The 16,520-nt window shown below is 40.3% G+C and carries 13 protein-coding genes; 12 read left to right on the top strand and 1 reads right to left on the bottom strand.

The genetic code is table 11. From position 1 onward, the window contains the following. The first annotated feature begins 76 nt into the window (after positions 1-76). Positions 77-1,096, top strand: a complete 1,020-nt coding sequence (locus tag ABD676_RS03190) for a LacI family DNA-binding transcriptional regulator (protein WP_344673225.1) — start codon at positions 77-79, stop codon at positions 1,094-1,096. Between the two features lie 524 nt (positions 1,097-1,620). On the opposite strand, the gene ABD676_RS03185 is transcribed toward ABD676_RS03190, so the two are convergent. Further along, the gene (locus ABD676_RS03185) at positions 1,621-2,082 is read right to left on the bottom strand and encodes a methionine-R-sulfoxide reductase (RefSeq protein ID WP_344673224.1); all 462 of its coding nucleotides are present in this window, start codon (positions 2,080-2,082) and stop codon (positions 1,621-1,623) included. Between the two features lie 241 nt (positions 2,083-2,323). Between ABD676_RS03185 and ABD676_RS03180 the strand changes: the two genes are divergently transcribed. The 11 genes from ABD676_RS03180 to ABD676_RS03130 are packed head-to-tail and all read left to right on the top strand — an operon-like array spanning position 2,324 to position 16,515. Next, the gene (locus ABD676_RS03180; protein WP_344673223.1) at positions 2,324-3,607 is read left to right on the top strand and encodes a cytochrome c3 family protein; all 1,284 of its coding nucleotides are present in this window, start codon (positions 2,324-2,326) and stop codon (positions 3,605-3,607) included. A gap of 40 nt (positions 3,608-3,647) precedes the next feature. After that, positions 3,648-6,659, top strand: a complete 3,012-nt coding sequence (locus ABD676_RS03175; protein ID WP_344673222.1) for a TAT-variant-translocated molybdopterin oxidoreductase — start codon at positions 3,648-3,650, stop codon at positions 6,657-6,659. A gap of 26 nt (positions 6,660-6,685) precedes the next feature. Continuing rightward, on the top strand, positions 6,686-8,170 hold the full coding sequence (gene nrfD / locus ABD676_RS03170; RefSeq protein ID WP_344673221.1) for an NrfD/PsrC family molybdoenzyme membrane anchor subunit: 1,485 nt from the start codon (positions 6,686-6,688) through the stop codon (positions 8,168-8,170). 6 nt (positions 8,171-8,176) lie between these two features. Further along, positions 8,177-8,713: a DUF3341 domain-containing protein gene (locus ABD676_RS03165; protein WP_344673220.1), complete on the top strand. Its 537-nt coding sequence runs from the start codon at positions 8,177-8,179 to the stop codon at positions 8,711-8,713. Then, positions 8,706-9,335, top strand: a complete 630-nt coding sequence (locus ABD676_RS03160; protein WP_344673219.1) for a c-type cytochrome — start codon at positions 8,706-8,708, stop codon at positions 9,333-9,335. Before ABD676_RS03165 ends, ABD676_RS03160 begins: the two co-directional genes overlap by 8 nt. 19 nt (positions 9,336-9,354) lie before the next feature. Next, the gene (locus ABD676_RS03155; protein ID WP_344673218.1) at positions 9,355-10,590 is read left to right on the top strand and encodes a quinol:cytochrome C oxidoreductase; all 1,236 of its coding nucleotides are present in this window, start codon (positions 9,355-9,357) and stop codon (positions 10,588-10,590) included. A gap of 41 nt (positions 10,591-10,631) precedes the next feature. Beyond that, positions 10,632-11,972, top strand: coding sequence for a cytochrome c oxidase subunit II (locus ABD676_RS03150; RefSeq protein WP_344673217.1), 1,341 nt, complete (start codon positions 10,632-10,634; stop codon positions 11,970-11,972). 25 nt (positions 11,973-11,997) lie between these two features. Further along, a complete protein-coding gene (locus tag ABD676_RS03145) occupies positions 11,998-13,872 on the top strand; it encodes a cytochrome c oxidase subunit I (protein ID WP_344673216.1) in 1,875 nt (624 codons plus the stop codon). Positions 13,873-13,923: 51 nt separating this feature from the next. After that, complete coding sequence (locus ABD676_RS03140) at positions 13,924-14,982, top strand: COX15/CtaA family protein (RefSeq protein ID WP_344673215.1); 1,059 nt, start codon at positions 13,924-13,926, stop codon at positions 14,980-14,982. A gap of 19 nt (positions 14,983-15,001) precedes the next feature. Next, positions 15,002-15,907 (top strand): heme o synthase, encoded by a 906-nt coding sequence (gene cyoE / locus ABD676_RS03135; RefSeq protein WP_344673214.1) that lies wholly within the window; start codon positions 15,002-15,004, stop codon positions 15,905-15,907. Positions 15,908-15,912: 5 nt separating this feature from the next. After that, the gene (locus ABD676_RS03130) at positions 15,913-16,515 is read left to right on the top strand and encodes a cytochrome c oxidase subunit 3 (protein WP_344673213.1); all 603 of its coding nucleotides are present in this window, start codon (positions 15,913-15,915) and stop codon (positions 16,513-16,515) included. Positions 16,516-16,520: the final 5 nt, after the last annotated feature.

The raw sequence follows: 16,520 nt of genomic DNA, 5'->3' as shown, positions 1-16,520 counted from the left end.
TTAGCATTTATTTGCTAAAATTTAGCTGTTTTTATATATTTGGTAGATTTTAACTATCAACAGCTAACCTAAAAAAATGAAGAAACGTATTTTGATCAGTGACATTGCCAAGAATCTGGGCGTCTCCGTAACGACTGTATCCTTTATCTTAAATGGCAAAGCCAAAGAAAAAAGGATCAGTGAGGGACTTACCAAGCGTGTATTGGACTATGTTAAGAAGGTAGGGTATAAGCCTAACCAACTGGCACAAAGTCTGCGTACTGGTCAATCAAAGATATTGGGCCTGATCGTCGAGGATATTTCCAATCCCTTTTTCTCGAATGTAGCAAAATTTATTGAACGAATTGCCTATGATAATGGCTACCACATCATCTATTGTAGCATGGATAATGACGTGACCAAAGCCAAGGAATTAATTCAATTGTTCTATGACCGTCAAGTGGATGGGTATATCATTACACCTCCCGAAGGTTTGGATGATACCATAGAAAACCTGCTAAAAAACAATGTTCCGGTGGTTTTATTTGACCGATACATTCCGAGTTTGGAAACCAACTATGTTGTTTTGGATAACTTTAACGGTGCTTTCAATGCTACCAAACACCTATTGGAAAACCCAAATAATAAACGTGTTGGTTTTGTTTCCTTATTCTCGAACCAAACCCAAATGCGCGACCGTTTAGATGGTTACATGAAAGCAATCGATGATTTTGAACAACAGGCATTCATTAAGAAAATCAAAATTGATGAGGATGAGGATTCCTCAATCGAGCAATTGCACGATTTCATTGACAGCAATAATTTGGATGCGGTATTGTTTGCGACCAATTACCTGGCTATTAAAGGACTAATGGCGGTGAAACAATATAATATGGAATTGCCACATATGGTTGCTTTTGATGATCACACGTTATTTAGTTTGTATGAACCAGGTATTTCCGTTGTGACGCAAGATACTGCAGCTATTGCCAATGAATTGATTCACACCTTGTTGAATGAAATCAAAGGAAAAAATAAAGAATTGCAAAAGATTGTTATTCCAAGTGAATTGCAAATCCGCGGTTCTTCTCGAATTCCAGAAGAAGTAGTCGGCTAAGCAAATCAAGCCATTTGCATAAGCAGGAGAACAGCTATTTCTCTTCATAAAATCTAAACATAGCCCCAAATAAGGATGAGCACTGTAGACCTTCCGCTTTGGGGCTATTCTTTTATCCTTTTGTTCTATATTTCCATGTTTTAAGTTCGGGTTTCCTTGGGTTTTCATGTGATATTCTCACGGAATTTCCTTGGATATGATAGGGATCTCCTTCGGAACTCGTTCGGTCGGAACCGAACGAGATCCGAACGAGATCCGAACAAGTTCCGAAGGAGATCCGAAGGTGTCACGACTAAAACCCCTCTGAAAGACGATGAGACTACAGACAATAGACAAAAGACCTGGGAGTGAAATAAAAGAGGACTGCATTCGTGAGAGTGGTAATATATCCGATTATTATGGTTTTTATTTTATCCTATTTTTAAGGTTTGACTACTTGCAGTAATTTTTTTAGAGACAAAAAAAGGACGAGTTGAGCTTCGTCCTGTTAATTTTTTTAAAACACTGTTTTTACTTGTTCTTGATTATTTTTTCTCTAGAGGAACAAATTTCATGGAAATGGAGTTGACGCAGTGTCTGGTGTTTTTGGCGGTGAATCCTTCACCTTCGAAAACATGGCCAAGGTGAGCACCGCATTTGGCACATAAAATTTCTGTTCTACGCCCGTCAGCATCTGTTTCTCGGCGTACTGCGCCTTTGATTTCATCATCAAAGCTTGGCCAACCACAGTGCGATTCAAATTTGTCCTTGGAAAGGTATAATGGGGCGTCGCAGCGCTTGCAGACATAAGTCCCTTGAGCTTTGTTGTTTAATAGTTCGCCAGTAAAAGGCCTTTCGGTGCCTTTTTGGAGGATGACATACTGTTCTTCCGGAGTAAGGCTGTTATATTTGCTGCTGTCGTTCATAAGCTTAGTAGATTTAGGCGGTTGTGACTGTGCACAACCGTAGAAAATGAAAGTAAATAATATGCAAAATATTGTTTTCATGAGTAGACTAAGTTACTAAAAAATCTGAGGAGAAAGATCAGGCTAATGTTATTTTTCGAGCGTTTGGGGCTATTTAGAGCAACCTATTTAGAATGATTATAAATTGATAAATTACGTCATCAAATTGTCAGGGATTGCTTAATAAGTTATACTTTTGTGCATTGTTTTGTACGGTATTGTGTACCAGTAGTAGAGAGTCAACAATTAATTATTACACATAAAATAGTATAAAGTGCTAAATATGAGAAATATCTCATCCGTTTTGGGAAGACTTGCGAAGTCAATATCAATCAGTTTGGTATTGTTTTTTGCCGTTATTACAACCACGCATGCGCAGGATGCTGCGAATGGTGCTGCGCTATTCAAGGCTAACGCCTGTCAGTCGTGTCACACTATGGGAAGAAAAGGTGTTGGTCCAGATTTGATTGGCTTATCCGAGCGTCGAGATATGGCCTGGATCGTGAAATGGATTCACAACCCTCAGGGCATGATTGATTCTGGCGATGAGCAAGCCGTAGCGTTGAAAGCAGAGTTTCCAACAGTGATGACTCCATTTGCGAGTTTATCTGAAGGCGACATTGCGGACATCGTAGCTTACTTGGATGCTGAGAAAGTGAAGATGGAAGAAAAGAAAGCTGCTGCTGGTGCAACTGGTGGTGGGGCTGCAAGTTCAGATGCTAATACGATGATGATCATCGGCTTAGTAGCTTTATTCGTAGTTGCTGTTGCTGTTATCTTTGCTTTGAACCGTGTTACAAAAACTTTAGAACGTGTTATTGCGAACAACCAAGCAGCAATTGCTGAGGCGCAAGCGAAACACGAAGAAGTTGGTGAAAGCAGTTCTGCGAAATTTGCTAAGGCATTCTTGAAAAACAAGAAGTTAGTAGGTTTTGTAGTCTTAATGGTGGTTGGTTTATTAGGTGTAATGGGATGGCAGACCATGTGGAACGTAGGTGTTCACCAAGGTTACAAACCAGTTCAGCCGATTAAATTCTCACACCAAATTCACGCTGGGGTTAACCAGATTGAATGTCAGTACTGTCACGGTGGTGCATTTAAATCGAAAAATGCCTCTATTCCATCTGCTAACGTATGTATGAACTGTCACAACACCGTAACAGGTTCAGATCACTATGATGGAAACATCTCACCAGAGATTGCTAAATTATACCGTGCAGTAGACTGGAATCCAGATACAAGAACTTATGGAACAAACACTAGACCTATCGAATGGGTTAGAATCCATAACTTACCTGACTTTGCATACTTCAATCACTCACAACACGTAGTTGTTGCAGGTGTGGAGTGTCAAACATGTCACGGTCCTATTCAGGATATGGAAGAAGTTTACCAATACTCGCCACTAACCATGAAATGGTGTGTGGACTGTCACAAATCAACTGAGGTTAATAAGGATAATGCTTATTACGATCAATTGATTGAAGCTCACGAGAAATTGAAAAAAGGTGAGAAAATGACAGCTGCAATGATCGGTGGATTAGAGTGTGGTAAGTGTCACTATTAATGAATTAATTTAGAAATACAGAATCTTATATATAGCTTAAATGGAAAGCAATAAAAAATATTGGAAAGGCTTAGAAGAATTGAATCAAACACCTGCTTTTGTTGAAGGAAGCAAAGGGGAGTTTGCTGAGTCTATTCCTGTAGAAGATGTGTTAAACGAAGCTGGTTTAAGTACTAAGACGCCTCGTCGTGATTTCTTAAAGGCTTTGGGTTTCGGTTTAGGCGCTGTAACATTAGCTGCGTGTAACCGTACACCAATTCATAAGGCAGTTCCTTATGTTATCAAACCAGAAGAAATTACCCCGGGTATCCCTAACTTCTACGCTTCCTCCTTCAATGGTCAGAGTGTAATCGTTAGAACTCGTGAGGGACGTCCTATTTCCTTAGAGGCGAACCCAAATGCAGTTGGATTGAACCAAGGTACAGATGCTAGCACAACAGCTTCTATCTTGGATCTTTACGACATGTCTAAGTTACAAGCTCCACAAATCGGTGGTAAGGATGTAAGTTGGGCGCAGATGGATAAAGCAGTTATCGATGCCTTAAACAAAGCGCAAGCAGCAGGTAAACAAATTACCATTGTTTCTGACAGTGTTAACAGTCCTTCTACTTTAGCTGCAATTGCTGCTTTAGCAGCGAAATACCCTGCTACTAACCATGTACAGGTTGATGCAGTTTCTTACAGCGGTATTCTAGAAGCCAACAGAGCTTCATTCGGTAAAGCTGTTATCCCTTCATACCACTTTGACAAGGCGCAAGTTGTTGTATCAGTTGCAGCAGACTTCTTAGGTTCTTGGTTAGCGGGTGAAGAGCATACGCAAGATTACATTAAAAACCGTGACCACAAATCACTAAAAGGTGGTAAGATGTCACGTCATATCCAATTTGAGTCTGGTCTATCGATGACTGGTTCAAATGCAGACGTTCGTGCAGCAATCAAGCCTTCAGAAGAAGGAGCTGTATTGATCGCATTATACAATGCGGTTACTGGTTCTTCGGTTGCAGGTGGTACAACCAATGCAAAAGCAACTAAAATCTTGAAATTAGCAGCTGCAGAGCTAGTAAATGCAAGAGGTGCTGCTGTGGTTGTTTCCGGTTCGAACGACATCAACACACAAGTATTGGTTAATGCGATCAACTCCGCACTTGGAGCTTACGGATCGATCATTGACTTAGATAACTTCTCTAAACAACATCAGGGTTCTGATGCTGCTTTCCAAACCTTCTTAACTGCTGCAAAAGCTGGACAAGTAGGGGTAGCATTCTTCTTGAACAGTAACCCGGTTTACAGTTATTACAAAACTGATGATGTAAAAGCTGCTTTAGCAAAAATCGATTACTCGGTTTCTTTCTCAGACCGTGCAGATGAGACTGCTTCTGAATTGAAAGCAATTGCTCCAAACTGTACATTCTTAGAAGCATGGGGAGATTCATCCGCTAAAGAAGGTTTATTTACCATCATTCAACCGACCATTAACCCAGTGTTCAACACACGTCAAGCAGAACAATCCTTATTGATCTGGGCTGGTGTTAACAAAAACATTCACGATTTTGTTAAAGAGACTTGGGAAGCAAACATTCTTGCAGGTACAGGAAAAACTTGGAAAGATGTATTGCAACAAGGTTTTGTATTCAAAGGTTCTACAACTGGTTCAGCATACACAGCTAATGCAGATGTAAATGCAGCAGCGACAGCGATCACTAATGATAGCAAACGTGTTGCTGGAGGCGTAGAATTAAAATTATACGAATCAACTTCCATCCGTGATGGACGTTATGCGAATAACGCTTACCTACAAGAGTTGCCAGATCCAGTATCTAAGGTAACTTGGGATAACTATGCTGCTATTAACCCGGTTGATGCAGAAGAGTTAGGCGTTAAAGAAACTGGAAAAGTAACAGTTGAAGCTAACGGTTATAAAGTTGATCTTCCAGTAATCTTACAACCGGGTCAAGCAAAGGGTACTGTTTCAGTAGCTGTAGGTTATGGCCGTACAAAAGTAGGAAAAGCTGGAAATGATGTAGGTGTGAATGCATATCCATTTGCAAGCTTAGTAAACGGAACAATTCAGTTTTCGGCTAAAGCAACAGTAAGCAAAGCATCAGGAATCTATGAATTAGCACAAACACAAACACACCACACGATTGAAGGACGTAACATTGTACGTGAGACTTCATTCGCGAAATACTTAAAAGATCCTAACTCGGAGTCCGGTCGTTTCTCTGATACGCACCAGACATATGATTTATGGAACAAGTTTGAGCAACCAGGTCACCGTTGGGTGATGGCGATTGACTTGAACGCATGTACAGGTTGTGGATCATGTATTGTAGCATGTAACGTTGAAAATAACATTCCAGTTGTAGGCCGTGATGAGGTTCGTCGTCGTCGTGAAATGCACTGGTTGCGTATTGACCGTTATTATACCTTAAACAATGGTGAGGCTTCTTTAACGAAAGAAAAAGAAATTGCAAAAGCAGATGGTCTTGACTACGAAGATGTAACCGTGGTACACCAACCAATGTTATGTCAGCACTGTGAGCACGCACCATGTGAGACGGTATGTCCGGTATTGGCAACAGTACACTCGTCAGAAGGTCTTAACCATATGGCATACAACCGTTGTTTTGGAACACGTTACTGTGCGAACAACTGTCCATATAAAGTACGTCGTTTCAACTGGTTCAACTACTGGAATGACTCACGTTTTGATAACTATCTAAACAATGAGTTCACGCAATTGGTATTGAACCCAGATGTAACTACACGTTCACGTGGTGTTATGGAGAAATGTTCAATGTGTATCCAACGTATCCAAGCAGGTAAATTGCAAGCGAAGATGGAGAACCGTAAAGTTAAGGACGGGGATATCAAAATGGCGTGTCAGGCAGCATGTTCTGCAAATGCTATCATCTTTGGTGATGCAAACGATCCGGAGTCAGAAGTTTCAAAAGCATTACGTAACGAACGCGTTTATTATGTGCTAGAAGAAATCAACGTACAACCAAATATTGGTTATATGACGAAGGTAAGAAACACATTTGAAGCTTAATTTATTCAGACTGAAATAAAAGAACTATGTCATCGCATAACGAATCAATATTAAGAGAACCATTAATCACCGGCAAGGATATCACCTACGCACAAATTACAGATGATATCTTACTTCCGGTAGAGAATAAGCCTAACAAAGCTTGGTGGATCGGTTTTACGGTTGCCGCATTAGGAGCTATGTTATGGGTAGTGAGTGTTGGATACACGTTCTGGACGGGTATCGGCGCTTGGGGATTAAACAAAACAGTGGGCTGGGCCTGGGATATCACCGACTTCGTATGGTGGGTAGGTATTGGTCACGCCGGTACGTTAATCTCCGCAGTATTATTATTATTCCGTCAAAACTGGCGTAACTCCATTAACAGATCGGCTGAGGCGATGACAATCTTTGCCGTTATCTGTGCCGCTACCTACGTTGTAGCACACATGGGCCGCCCGTGGTTAGCATACTGGATTTTCCCGTTGCCTAACCAATTCGGATCACTTTGGGTGAACTTTAACTCCCCGCTAGTATGGGATGCGTTCGCGATCTCCACGTACTTCACTGTATCCTTAGTATTCTGGTACTGTGGTTTGTTACCTGATATCGCGACAGTACGTGACCGTGCTACTGGATTAAAACAAAAAATCTATTCGGTATTGTCTTTTGGATGGAACGGTTCTGTGAAGACTTGGCAACGTTTTGAAATCGTTTCCTTAATCTTAGCAGGTATCTCTACTCCACTTGTACTTTCCGTACACACAATCGTATCCATGGACTTTGCTACCTCGGTTATCCCAGGATGGCACACGACGATCTTCCCTCCATACTTCGTTGCAGGGGCGATCTTCTCCGGATTTGCGATGGTACAAACCTTATTGTTGATCCTTCGTAAAGTGATGAACTTTGAGAACTACATTACTATGTTCCACATCGAGTCGATGAACAAGATCATCATGGTAACAGGTTCAATCGTAGGTATCGCTTATTTAACCGAGTTATTCATTGCATGGTACTCTGGTTCAGAATACGAGATGTATGCATTTGCAAACCGTATTGCTGGTCCTTACGCTTGGGCTTACTGGGCGATGATGACCTGTAACGTGATTTCTCCGCAGTTATTCTGGTTCAAGAAAATCCGTACAAGTATTCCTATCTCTTGGGTATTATCTATCGTAGTAAACATCGGTATGTGGTTTGAGCGTTTCGTAATTATCGTTACTTCTCTACACCGTGACTACTTGCCATCATCTTGGGCAATGTTCTACCCTACATGGGTTGACGTAGGTATCTTCGTAGGATCTATCGGATTGTTCTTTACCTTATTCTTATTGTTTTTACGTTTCTTACCTGGTATTGCGATTGCAGAGGTTAAGTTGTTGTTGAAGAGCGCGAGCTTACAACAGAAAACGAAATTGGTTCAAGAAGGAGCATTCCCTGAGGATCAAGTGGAATACTTCAGAAACTCGTTGGATAAGTACGATTCAGTGACAGAGGAAGACATTAAGGCGTTAAAGATTAAAAATTAATAAGCAATGAGCAATACAAAATATATACTAGGAAGTTTTGCGGATCCTGATGAAATGATGCACGGGATCGATAAGTTGCAAGCGAATAACATTAGCATTTTTGATTGTTTCACTCCAATGCCAATTCACGGAATTGAGGCGAAGTTAGGAGTAAAGCCATCACGTTTGCCAATTGCAGCATTTATATTTGGTGCATTAGGTACAATATTGGGATTTAGTTTATTGTTTTATACGATGGCTTACGATTGGCCGATGAACATTGGTGGTAAACCATCGATGCCATTGCCAAACTTTGTACCGGTTACATTTGAGGTTACCATTTTAATCTGTGCTCTAGGCATGGTGGCAACATTCTTCTTCCGTAACCACTTATTTCCAGGCCGTACACCACGTGTTATGGACTTAAGAGCGACAGATGATCGTTTTATCGTAGCAATTGATGCCCAAGAAAATACTGACCATGCTTTGATCGATAACTTATTGAAAGAAGCAGGCGCAGTTGAAGTTAAATACAATGAAAGAAAATATGTTAGTTATGAATAAGAAGAATTTTCTTGGAACTGTATGTGTAGCTGTCGCTTTATCAGCGGTTGTTTCTGCTTGCGGGGATGGAACTTCGCGTAGTGCAGGCTGGGAATTCTCGCCTAATATGTATGAGCCGATCGCTTTTAATCCCGATCAGCCAAACCCAAATTTTAAGAATAACCAAACAGCACAATTACCACCGGCAGCGACTGATCCAATTGGATTTGTACGCTTTGACTATCCAAATACTATTGAAGGATACCAACAAGCTGGCTTAGAAGTTAAGAATCCTTTAGCGGTAACTGAGGCTAACTTGAAACAAGGTGATGCATTATACCAAGTTTACTGTGCAGTTTGTCATGGTAAAGATGGAAATGGTGATGGCCCATTGACAAAAGATAGAAAGGTTAATGATTCAAGAGGAGAACGTGAATTGGAGAAATTCCCGCCGCCACCATCTTATCATAGATCTTCAGGAGCTAAATCAACTCGTGGAACATTAATGGCCGATCTATCCGATGGTCAAATCTACCACACCATTACTTATGGATACAACGCGATGGGTTCTCACGCTTCGCAATTAAATCCAGAGGAACGTTGGAAAGTGGTAATGTTCGTTCATGAATTACAAAAAAAATAATCTAACATTGATAATATAAATGGGAACTCACAATCATCATCACGATTATAATTTCAGCGAGCAATTTCAATTCGCAGGTATCGCTAAGGTCCTGAGTTTGGTTGCAATCGTTGTAGGAATAGCCGCTATTGCATTCGGCTTACTTTCTAGTGACCATATCATGGTTGAGCGTACATATGCCAATTTATTATTGATGGGATATTACTTTACCTGTGTTTGTGCTGCTGGAGCTTTCTTCATCGCCTTACAATTGGTTACTCAATCTGGTTGGTCTGCAGGCCTTCTACGTATTCCTCAAGCGATGGCTAGCATCCTTCCGATTGCTTCCATCATCTTATTGGTTATCGTAGGCCTAGGATTAACTTCACACAATCTATACCACCACTGGCATGCTGACGGGTTAACTGACCCAAACAGCCCTAACTATGATGCCTTAGTTGCTGGAAAAGCTGCTTTCTTAAATGTACCAGGATTCTTGATCCGTCAAATCTTGTTCATGGGAAGCTACGCTATTTTTGCTTTCATTTTAGCTAAGTTATCTTATAACGAAGATTTAGCAGGTGGTCTTAATGGCTACAAAAAGAGCTTTAAGCTTTCTGCGATCTTCTTAGTAATCTTCGGATTTACTACACCAATCTGGTCATTTGATACTGTGATGTCTTTAGAGGCTCACTGGTTCTCGACTATGTTCGGATGGTATAACTTCGCAGCAATGTGGGTAAGTGGATTAGCCGTAATCATCGTTATCTTGGTTCTTTTGAAAAAAGGCGGATACATGAGCTGGGTTAATGAAAACCACCTACATGATTTAGGTAAGTTATTATTTGGTTTCTCCATCTTCTGGACTTACGTTTGGTTTGCACAATTTATGTTGATTTGGTATTCGAATATTCCAGAGGAGACTGTGTACTTCTACAAACGTTGGGAACCAGAATACAAACCTTGGTTTTGGTTAAACATTATCATTAACTTTGTGGCGCCATTATTATTATTGGTTGACCGTGATGCAAAACGTAAATTAAACATGATGTTATTCGTAGCGATCTTGTTATTATGTGGTCACTGGTTAGACTATTATATTATGATTATGCCTGGTACCGTAGGTTCTGAAAGAGGTTTCGGTATTATTGAGATCGGTACTGCAATAGGATTTGTGGGCTTGTTCACTTTCTTGGTCATGACCAAAATAAGCAAACATGCTTTGGCACCTAAGAATCATCCATTCTTGGATGAGAGCTTGCATCATCAGATTTAATAGAGATTAAGTTGAAATAACGTTCAAACGTCTTATAAAAAATGAAGTTTAAAATAAATAACAGATTTAAGTCCTTGTTTGGAGGCTTATTAGCTATTAACCTATTATTTGCAGCGCCGGCATTTGCTTCGGTACAAGATTCAACGGCTGCAACTACTGCGGTGGAGCAAACAGCAGTGACAGCGGACTCGGCAGCGACCGCTACAGACACGACTGCAGCAGCAGCAACGGATACAGCTTCCGTAGCAGCAGCATCTACAGCTAGCTCTAGTGTGACGCCTGTAGCTTCTGGCACACAAAAAGAAGAAAAAGTAACTGATCCTCAGGTTTACAAAAACTTGACTTATTACATTTTATTCTTCTTGGTAATCTGTGCTGTAGTAGCAGTAATTGGAAAAGTACATTCAATTTACGTGTTGACAAAACGCGTGAATGGAACATATAATCCTTTAGCAAACAATACCCTTCAAGCAACCTTGATGTTGGTATTCTTAATTGCTTTCTTAGGATTTGTTTACTACGGATATGCCGTTTGGGGAGCTTGGTCTTGGCGACCAGCAGTAACCGAGCACGGTAAAGAAGTAGATACCATGTTTATTATCACAACCATCATCATTACCGTTGTATTGGTATTGGTTCACATCTTATTATTGGTATTCTCTTTTATCTACAGAATGCGTGCAAAACGCAAAGCTTATTTCTACCCTCACAACGATGCGATTGAGCGTTTATGGACAATCGTTCCTGCGGTGGTATTAACGATCTTAGTATTGTTTGGTTTCTTTACTTGGCGTAAAATCACCAACATTCCTGAGGACTTAAAAAAATCTGCTTTACAGGTAGAGGTATTAGGAGAGCAGTTCCAATGGACAGTTCGCTATCCTGGAGCTGACGGAAAAATCGGTAAACGTAATTACAAATTAACAACTCCATTAAACGGTTATGGTATTGACTTCAATGACAAAGCTGCTTGGGACGATGTTAAAGGTGATATGATCGTTATTCCGGTTAACAAACCAGTTCGTTTCCATATTTTATCAAAAGATATTATCCATTCATTCTACATTCCAGATTTCCGTGTACAAATCAACGCGGTACCAGGTATGACGAATTATTTCCAATTTACTCCGACAACAACAACGGAGGAAATGCGTGATAAGATGAATGACCCTCAATACGATTACGTAATGTTATGTGCGAAGATCTGTGGAGAGGCCCACTATAACATGCAAAAAACAGTTAAAGTGGTAACTGAAGCTGAATACGCAGAGTGGTTAAGCAAACAAGCTAAATTCTATACGGAAGATATTCAGAAGGAATTCGCTGAGCTTAATGGCGCTGAAGGAAAGAAGAAAGAAGACTTAACAGCTTCAATTAATTAATCGAATAGAGAATATATAATAACATATGTCAACTACAGTTATATCGCACGACGCAGCTCATCACGATGACCATGGTCACCATCATGAATCGTTCTTGACGAAGTATGTCTTCAGTCAGGATCACAAGATGATTGCAAAGCAGTTTTTGATCACAGGTATCATTATGGCCGTATTCGCTATGATCCTGTCGGTCCTATTCCGGATTCAACTTGCCTGGCCTGATAAAGAATTTCCTATTCTAGAAGTATTCTTAGGAAAATGGGCTGAAGGCGGTCGTATCAAACCTGACTTCTTCCTGTCATTAGTTACGATCCACGGTACCATGATGGTATTCTTCGTATTGACAGCTGGCCTATCAGGTACATTCAGTAACTTACTTATCCCTTATCAATTGGGAGCACGTGATATGGCATCTCCATTGATGAACATGTTATCGTACTGGTTTTTCTTCACTGCCTGTGTGATTATGGTTGCTTCTTTCTTTATTGAAAGTGGTCCAGCATCCGCAGGATGGACGATTTACCCGCCGCTCTCTGCTGTGCCGAAAGCCATTGCAGGTTCAGGATTGGGTATGACCTTATGGTTAATCAGTATGACCTTGTTTATCGCTTCTCAGGTATTAGGTGGTGTTAACTACATCAGTACCGTGTTAAACATGCGTACTAAAGGTATGGAGTTATGGAAAATGCCTTTAACAATTTGGGCGTTCTTCTTAACTGCTATCGTAGGTTTATTATCCTTCCCAGTATTGGTATCAGCAGTAGTATTGTTGTTCTTTGACCGTTCGGTAGGAACTTCATTCTACTTATCAGACTTAGTAGTTGGTGGTACAATCCTTCCAAACGAAGGTGGTTCGCCAATCTTATTCCAACACTTATTCTGGTTCTTAGGTCACCCTGAGGTATATATCGTAGTTATGCCTGCATTAGGTTTAACTTCTGAGGTTATCTCAACAAACTCACGTAAGCCGATCTTCGGTTACCATGCGATGGTTTATTCCTTAGTAGGTATTACCGTATTGTCTTTCATCGTTTGGGGTCACCACATGTTCGTAACAGGTATGAGTCCTTTCCTAGGTGGGGTGTTCATGATCACGACGTTGATCATTGCGGTACCTTCAGCTGTTAAAGCCTTCAACTATATTGCTACTCTATGGAGAGGAAATATCCGTTTCACGCCAGCGATGATGTTTGCTATCGGTATGGTATCATTCTTCGTATCAGGTGGTTTAACAGGATTATACTTAGGTAATGCAACGTTAGACATCAACTTACACGATACTTACTTCGTAGTAGCTCACTTCCACTTGGTAATGGGTTCAGCGTCAATCTTCGGTATGTTGTCTGGTGTTTACCACTGGTATCCTAAGATGTTCGGTCGTATGATGGATGAGCGTTTAGGTTATTTCCACTTCTGGTTAACATTCATTGGTGCTTACTTGGTATTCTTCCCGATGCACTTTATGGGTATTGATGGTGTTCCACGTCGTTATTACGCATTCACTGAGTTCCCTTTCATGGAGAAATGGGTATCGGTTAACTTGTTAGTAACTTGGGCAGCGATCGTTTCAGCAGTAGGTCAAGTAGCGTTCTTATGGAACTTCTTCTCTTCGATCTGGTGTGGAAAACGTGCTCCTCAAAACCCTTGGCATGCAAATACTTTAGAGTGGACTACTCCAGTAAAACATATCCATGGTAACTGGCCAGGAGAGATCCCAACTGTTTACCGTTGGCCATATGATTACTCTAAACCGGGGCATGATGAAGATTTTATTCCTCAAGACGTACCACATTCTCAAACGATGAGTTCTAACTTAATTCATGATTGGGAAGGTAACGAAGAAGGAATTGAAGCTCAAAAGGTGTATAACCGTGAGCATAACAGAGAAACAGAAGGGTAGGGTAAAACCTACCTCTCTTTTATAGATTATCATTTGTAAAAGTAGAGATCCATGTATCCAGCAGCTGAAAAGCGTTTTATTCGGATAAATAAGATCACGATATTCGTTCTTTTTATTGTCATAGCAGCAGGAGGAATCGTTAGAAGTACAGGTTCAGGAATGGGATGTCCAGACTGGCCTAAATGTTTTAACCGCATTATTCCACCTACCGATGTTTCCCAATTACCGCAAGGTTATGAGCAGCATTATGTAGAGGGAAGGATTAAAAAGAACGAACGATTTGCCAACATGATTGAGTTTTTTGGTTACAAAAATCTCGCTGATCAGATTCGTCATGATGAGTCGATCTTAATTCATGAGGAATTCAATGCTGCCAAGACCTGGACGGAATATGTGAATCGTTTAGCTGGTGTAACTGCCGGATTTTGTATGCTGTTTACTGCATTCTACTCTTTTACATATTGGAAAAAGAAAAAGGCCATAGCAATATGGAGCGTTCTTAATCTTATTGTCGTTGTGATACAAGCCTGGCTAGGCTCAATTGTCGTATCTACCAACTTAACACCATGGGTAATTACCATTCACATGTTGTTGGCCTTAGTAATTGTGTGTATAAGTATTCATACGTATTATTGGGCTACGACGCTTCGAAATGGTTCTATTCTGAAAGCTGGAATCCCAAAAGGATTAAAGCTGATTACCTTAGGTTCCATTGTACTATTAGTTATACAAGTGGTCTATGGAACAGAAGTTAGGGAGATAATTGATCACCTTAAACAAACGGATATCATGCGTTCTGAATGGATTGATTCAATCGGTTTGAATTATCATATTCACCGGATCTTAGCTTATTTAACATTGGCCATAACGGTGTTCTTGTTTTTAAAAGTCAAGTCATTGAATATTCAAAATTCAGTCCAATATAAGTATGCATTGATTTCTTTTGTGTTGGTTTGTATTCAAATGTTATCAGGGATTATTTTAGCAAGGTTTCATGTCCCCGCTGTCGCGCAGACAGTACATTTGGTTGTCGCAAGTTTATTCGTAGGTGCACAATACTACTTATTGTTGTTGTTGAATGCACCAAAGCCAGTACTTGTTGAAGATTAAGTAGGGGATTATTTTGATTATGAAGGAATTTATTTCAGATTTTAACAAGCTTGTCAAGCTACGTCTAACCTTGACGGTAGTTTTCTCGGCATCGATCTCATTTTTAATTGGTGCTACGCAGCAAGGAGATATTATCTGGTATAACTGGGCTTTGCTTACATTTGGTGGTTTTTTGGTTACCGGAGCTGCCAATGGGTTTAACGAGATCATTGAGCGTGATTTAGATAAATTGATGAAGCGCACCATGGATAGACCTTTACCTGCTGGTCGTATGACTACAGGTCAAGCCTTAATCTTGAGTGTGTTTATGGGGATCTTTGGAACGTTGGTTTTGGTGAATTTAAACTTCATCGCCGGACTACTTTCTGTGTTTTCCATTTTCTTATATGCATTTGTCTACACGCCGTTAAAACAGAAATCACCAATAGCCGTTTGGGTAGGCGCCATTCCTGGAGCATTACCACCACTAATTGGCTATTATGCAGCATTCAAATCTGCAGGTTTTGGTTTAGCGTACGCTGAGGTAAGCGAACAAGCAGTAGTGATCACACCCTTGGTGTTATTTGCTATTCAATTCTTCTGGCAGTTTCCTCATTTCTGGGCAATTGCCTGGGTATCGGATGAAGACTACAAAAGAGCAGGCTTTCGTTTATTACCAACAACGAGAAAAGATAAGTTATCAGCATGGTTCATATTTATATCAGCCTTGTTGATGATACCCGCAGGATTATTGCCAATGTACTACGGGATTGGAGGCTGGGTGTTCACATCCGTGTCTTTACTTGGCGGATTGCTGTTTACTTGGTATGGGTACCAGCATTTGGTTAAAATGGAAGTTAGTACGGCAAAGAAGATTATGTTTACTTCTTTTGCATACTTACCGATAACACAATTGTTGTTGTTATTAGATTTTAAACCTTTTTAAAATAGATGGAATTAAATATTGCAATGGATAAGCAGGAATTGCTAAACGCAGACTTACAAAAATCAAGAAAAGCCCAGAAGTTTAACCTTTGGTTAGGCATGATTGGGATGTTCATGATGTTTGCGGCCTTTTCAAGTGGGTTTATCGTATATACGAACAGTGGGGTAGATAAGGGTATCAAAACAATTCTTCCTTATGCTTTCATGTATAGTACAGCTGTTATCTTAATCAGCAGCTTGACGATGCACTTGGCTTATAAAGCCGCTAAAGATCACAATTTTGGAAAGCAGAAGCTTTTCTTATTAGCTACCATAGCTTTAGGGATAGTTTTCTTTTTCATACAGTTTCAAGCTTGGAACGTGTTAACCGAACGTGGAATATTCTTCATTAACTCGAATGCTTCACAATCGTTCATTTACATATTTACAGGTTTTCACTTGGCACACATCATAGCCGGAGTATTGGTGTTAGTGCGTTGTTTTGTTGGAGCGTCTAAAAACATTTCACAGGACAGTAATGTTTTCCGGATGGAACTTGCCACAATTTTCTGGCATTTTCTAGACCTATTATGGATATATATTTATGTTTTCTTACTTTTGAATCAATAACAGTA

This window comes from Sphingobacterium kyonggiense, from assembly GCF_039536825.1.
GTDB lineage: Bacteria > Bacteroidota > Bacteroidia > Sphingobacteriales > Sphingobacteriaceae > Sphingobacterium > Sphingobacterium kyonggiense.
The sequence above is the reverse complement of the archived record's forward strand: the minus strand, read 5'-3'. Positions and strand labels throughout refer to the sequence as shown.

Excerpts from the sequence above, each read along its gene's own strand:
- ABD676_RS03160 (WP_344673219.1), top strand. The coding sequence starts at position 8,706 with ATGAATAAGAAGAATTTTCTTGGAACTGTATGTGTAGCTGTCGCTTTA.
- ABD676_RS03165 (WP_344673220.1), top strand. The coding sequence starts at position 8,177 with ATGAGCAATACAAAATATATACTAGGAAGTTTTGCGGATCCTGATGAA.
- ABD676_RS03140 (WP_344673215.1), top strand. The coding sequence starts at position 13,924 with ATGTATCCAGCAGCTGAAAAGCGTTTTATTCGGATAAATAAGATCACG.
- ABD676_RS03190 (WP_344673225.1), top strand. The coding sequence starts at position 77 with ATGAAGAAACGTATTTTGATCAGTGACATTGCCAAGAATCTGGGCGTC.
- ABD676_RS03180 (WP_344673223.1), top strand. The coding sequence starts at position 2,324 with ATGAGAAATATCTCATCCGTTTTGGGAAGACTTGCGAAGTCAATATCA.
- ABD676_RS03150 (WP_344673217.1), top strand. The coding sequence starts at position 10,632 with ATGAAGTTTAAAATAAATAACAGATTTAAGTCCTTGTTTGGAGGCTTA.
- ABD676_RS03145 (WP_344673216.1), top strand. The coding sequence starts at position 11,998 with ATGTCAACTACAGTTATATCGCACGACGCAGCTCATCACGATGACCAT.
- cyoE (WP_344673214.1), top strand. The coding sequence starts at position 15,002 with ATGAAGGAATTTATTTCAGATTTTAACAAGCTTGTCAAGCTACGTCTA.
- ABD676_RS03130 (WP_344673213.1), top strand. The coding sequence starts at position 15,913 with ATGGAATTAAATATTGCAATGGATAAGCAGGAATTGCTAAACGCAGAC.
- ABD676_RS03155 (WP_344673218.1), top strand. The coding sequence starts at position 9,355 with ATGGGAACTCACAATCATCATCACGATTATAATTTCAGCGAGCAATTT.
- nrfD (WP_344673221.1), top strand. The coding sequence starts at position 6,686 with ATGTCATCGCATAACGAATCAATATTAAGAGAACCATTAATCACCGGC.
- ABD676_RS03175 (WP_344673222.1), top strand. The coding sequence starts at position 3,648 with ATGGAAAGCAATAAAAAATATTGGAAAGGCTTAGAAGAATTGAATCAA.
- ABD676_RS03185 (WP_344673224.1), bottom strand. The coding sequence starts at position 2,082 with ATGAAAACAATATTTTGCATATTATTTACTTTCATTTTCTACGGTTGT.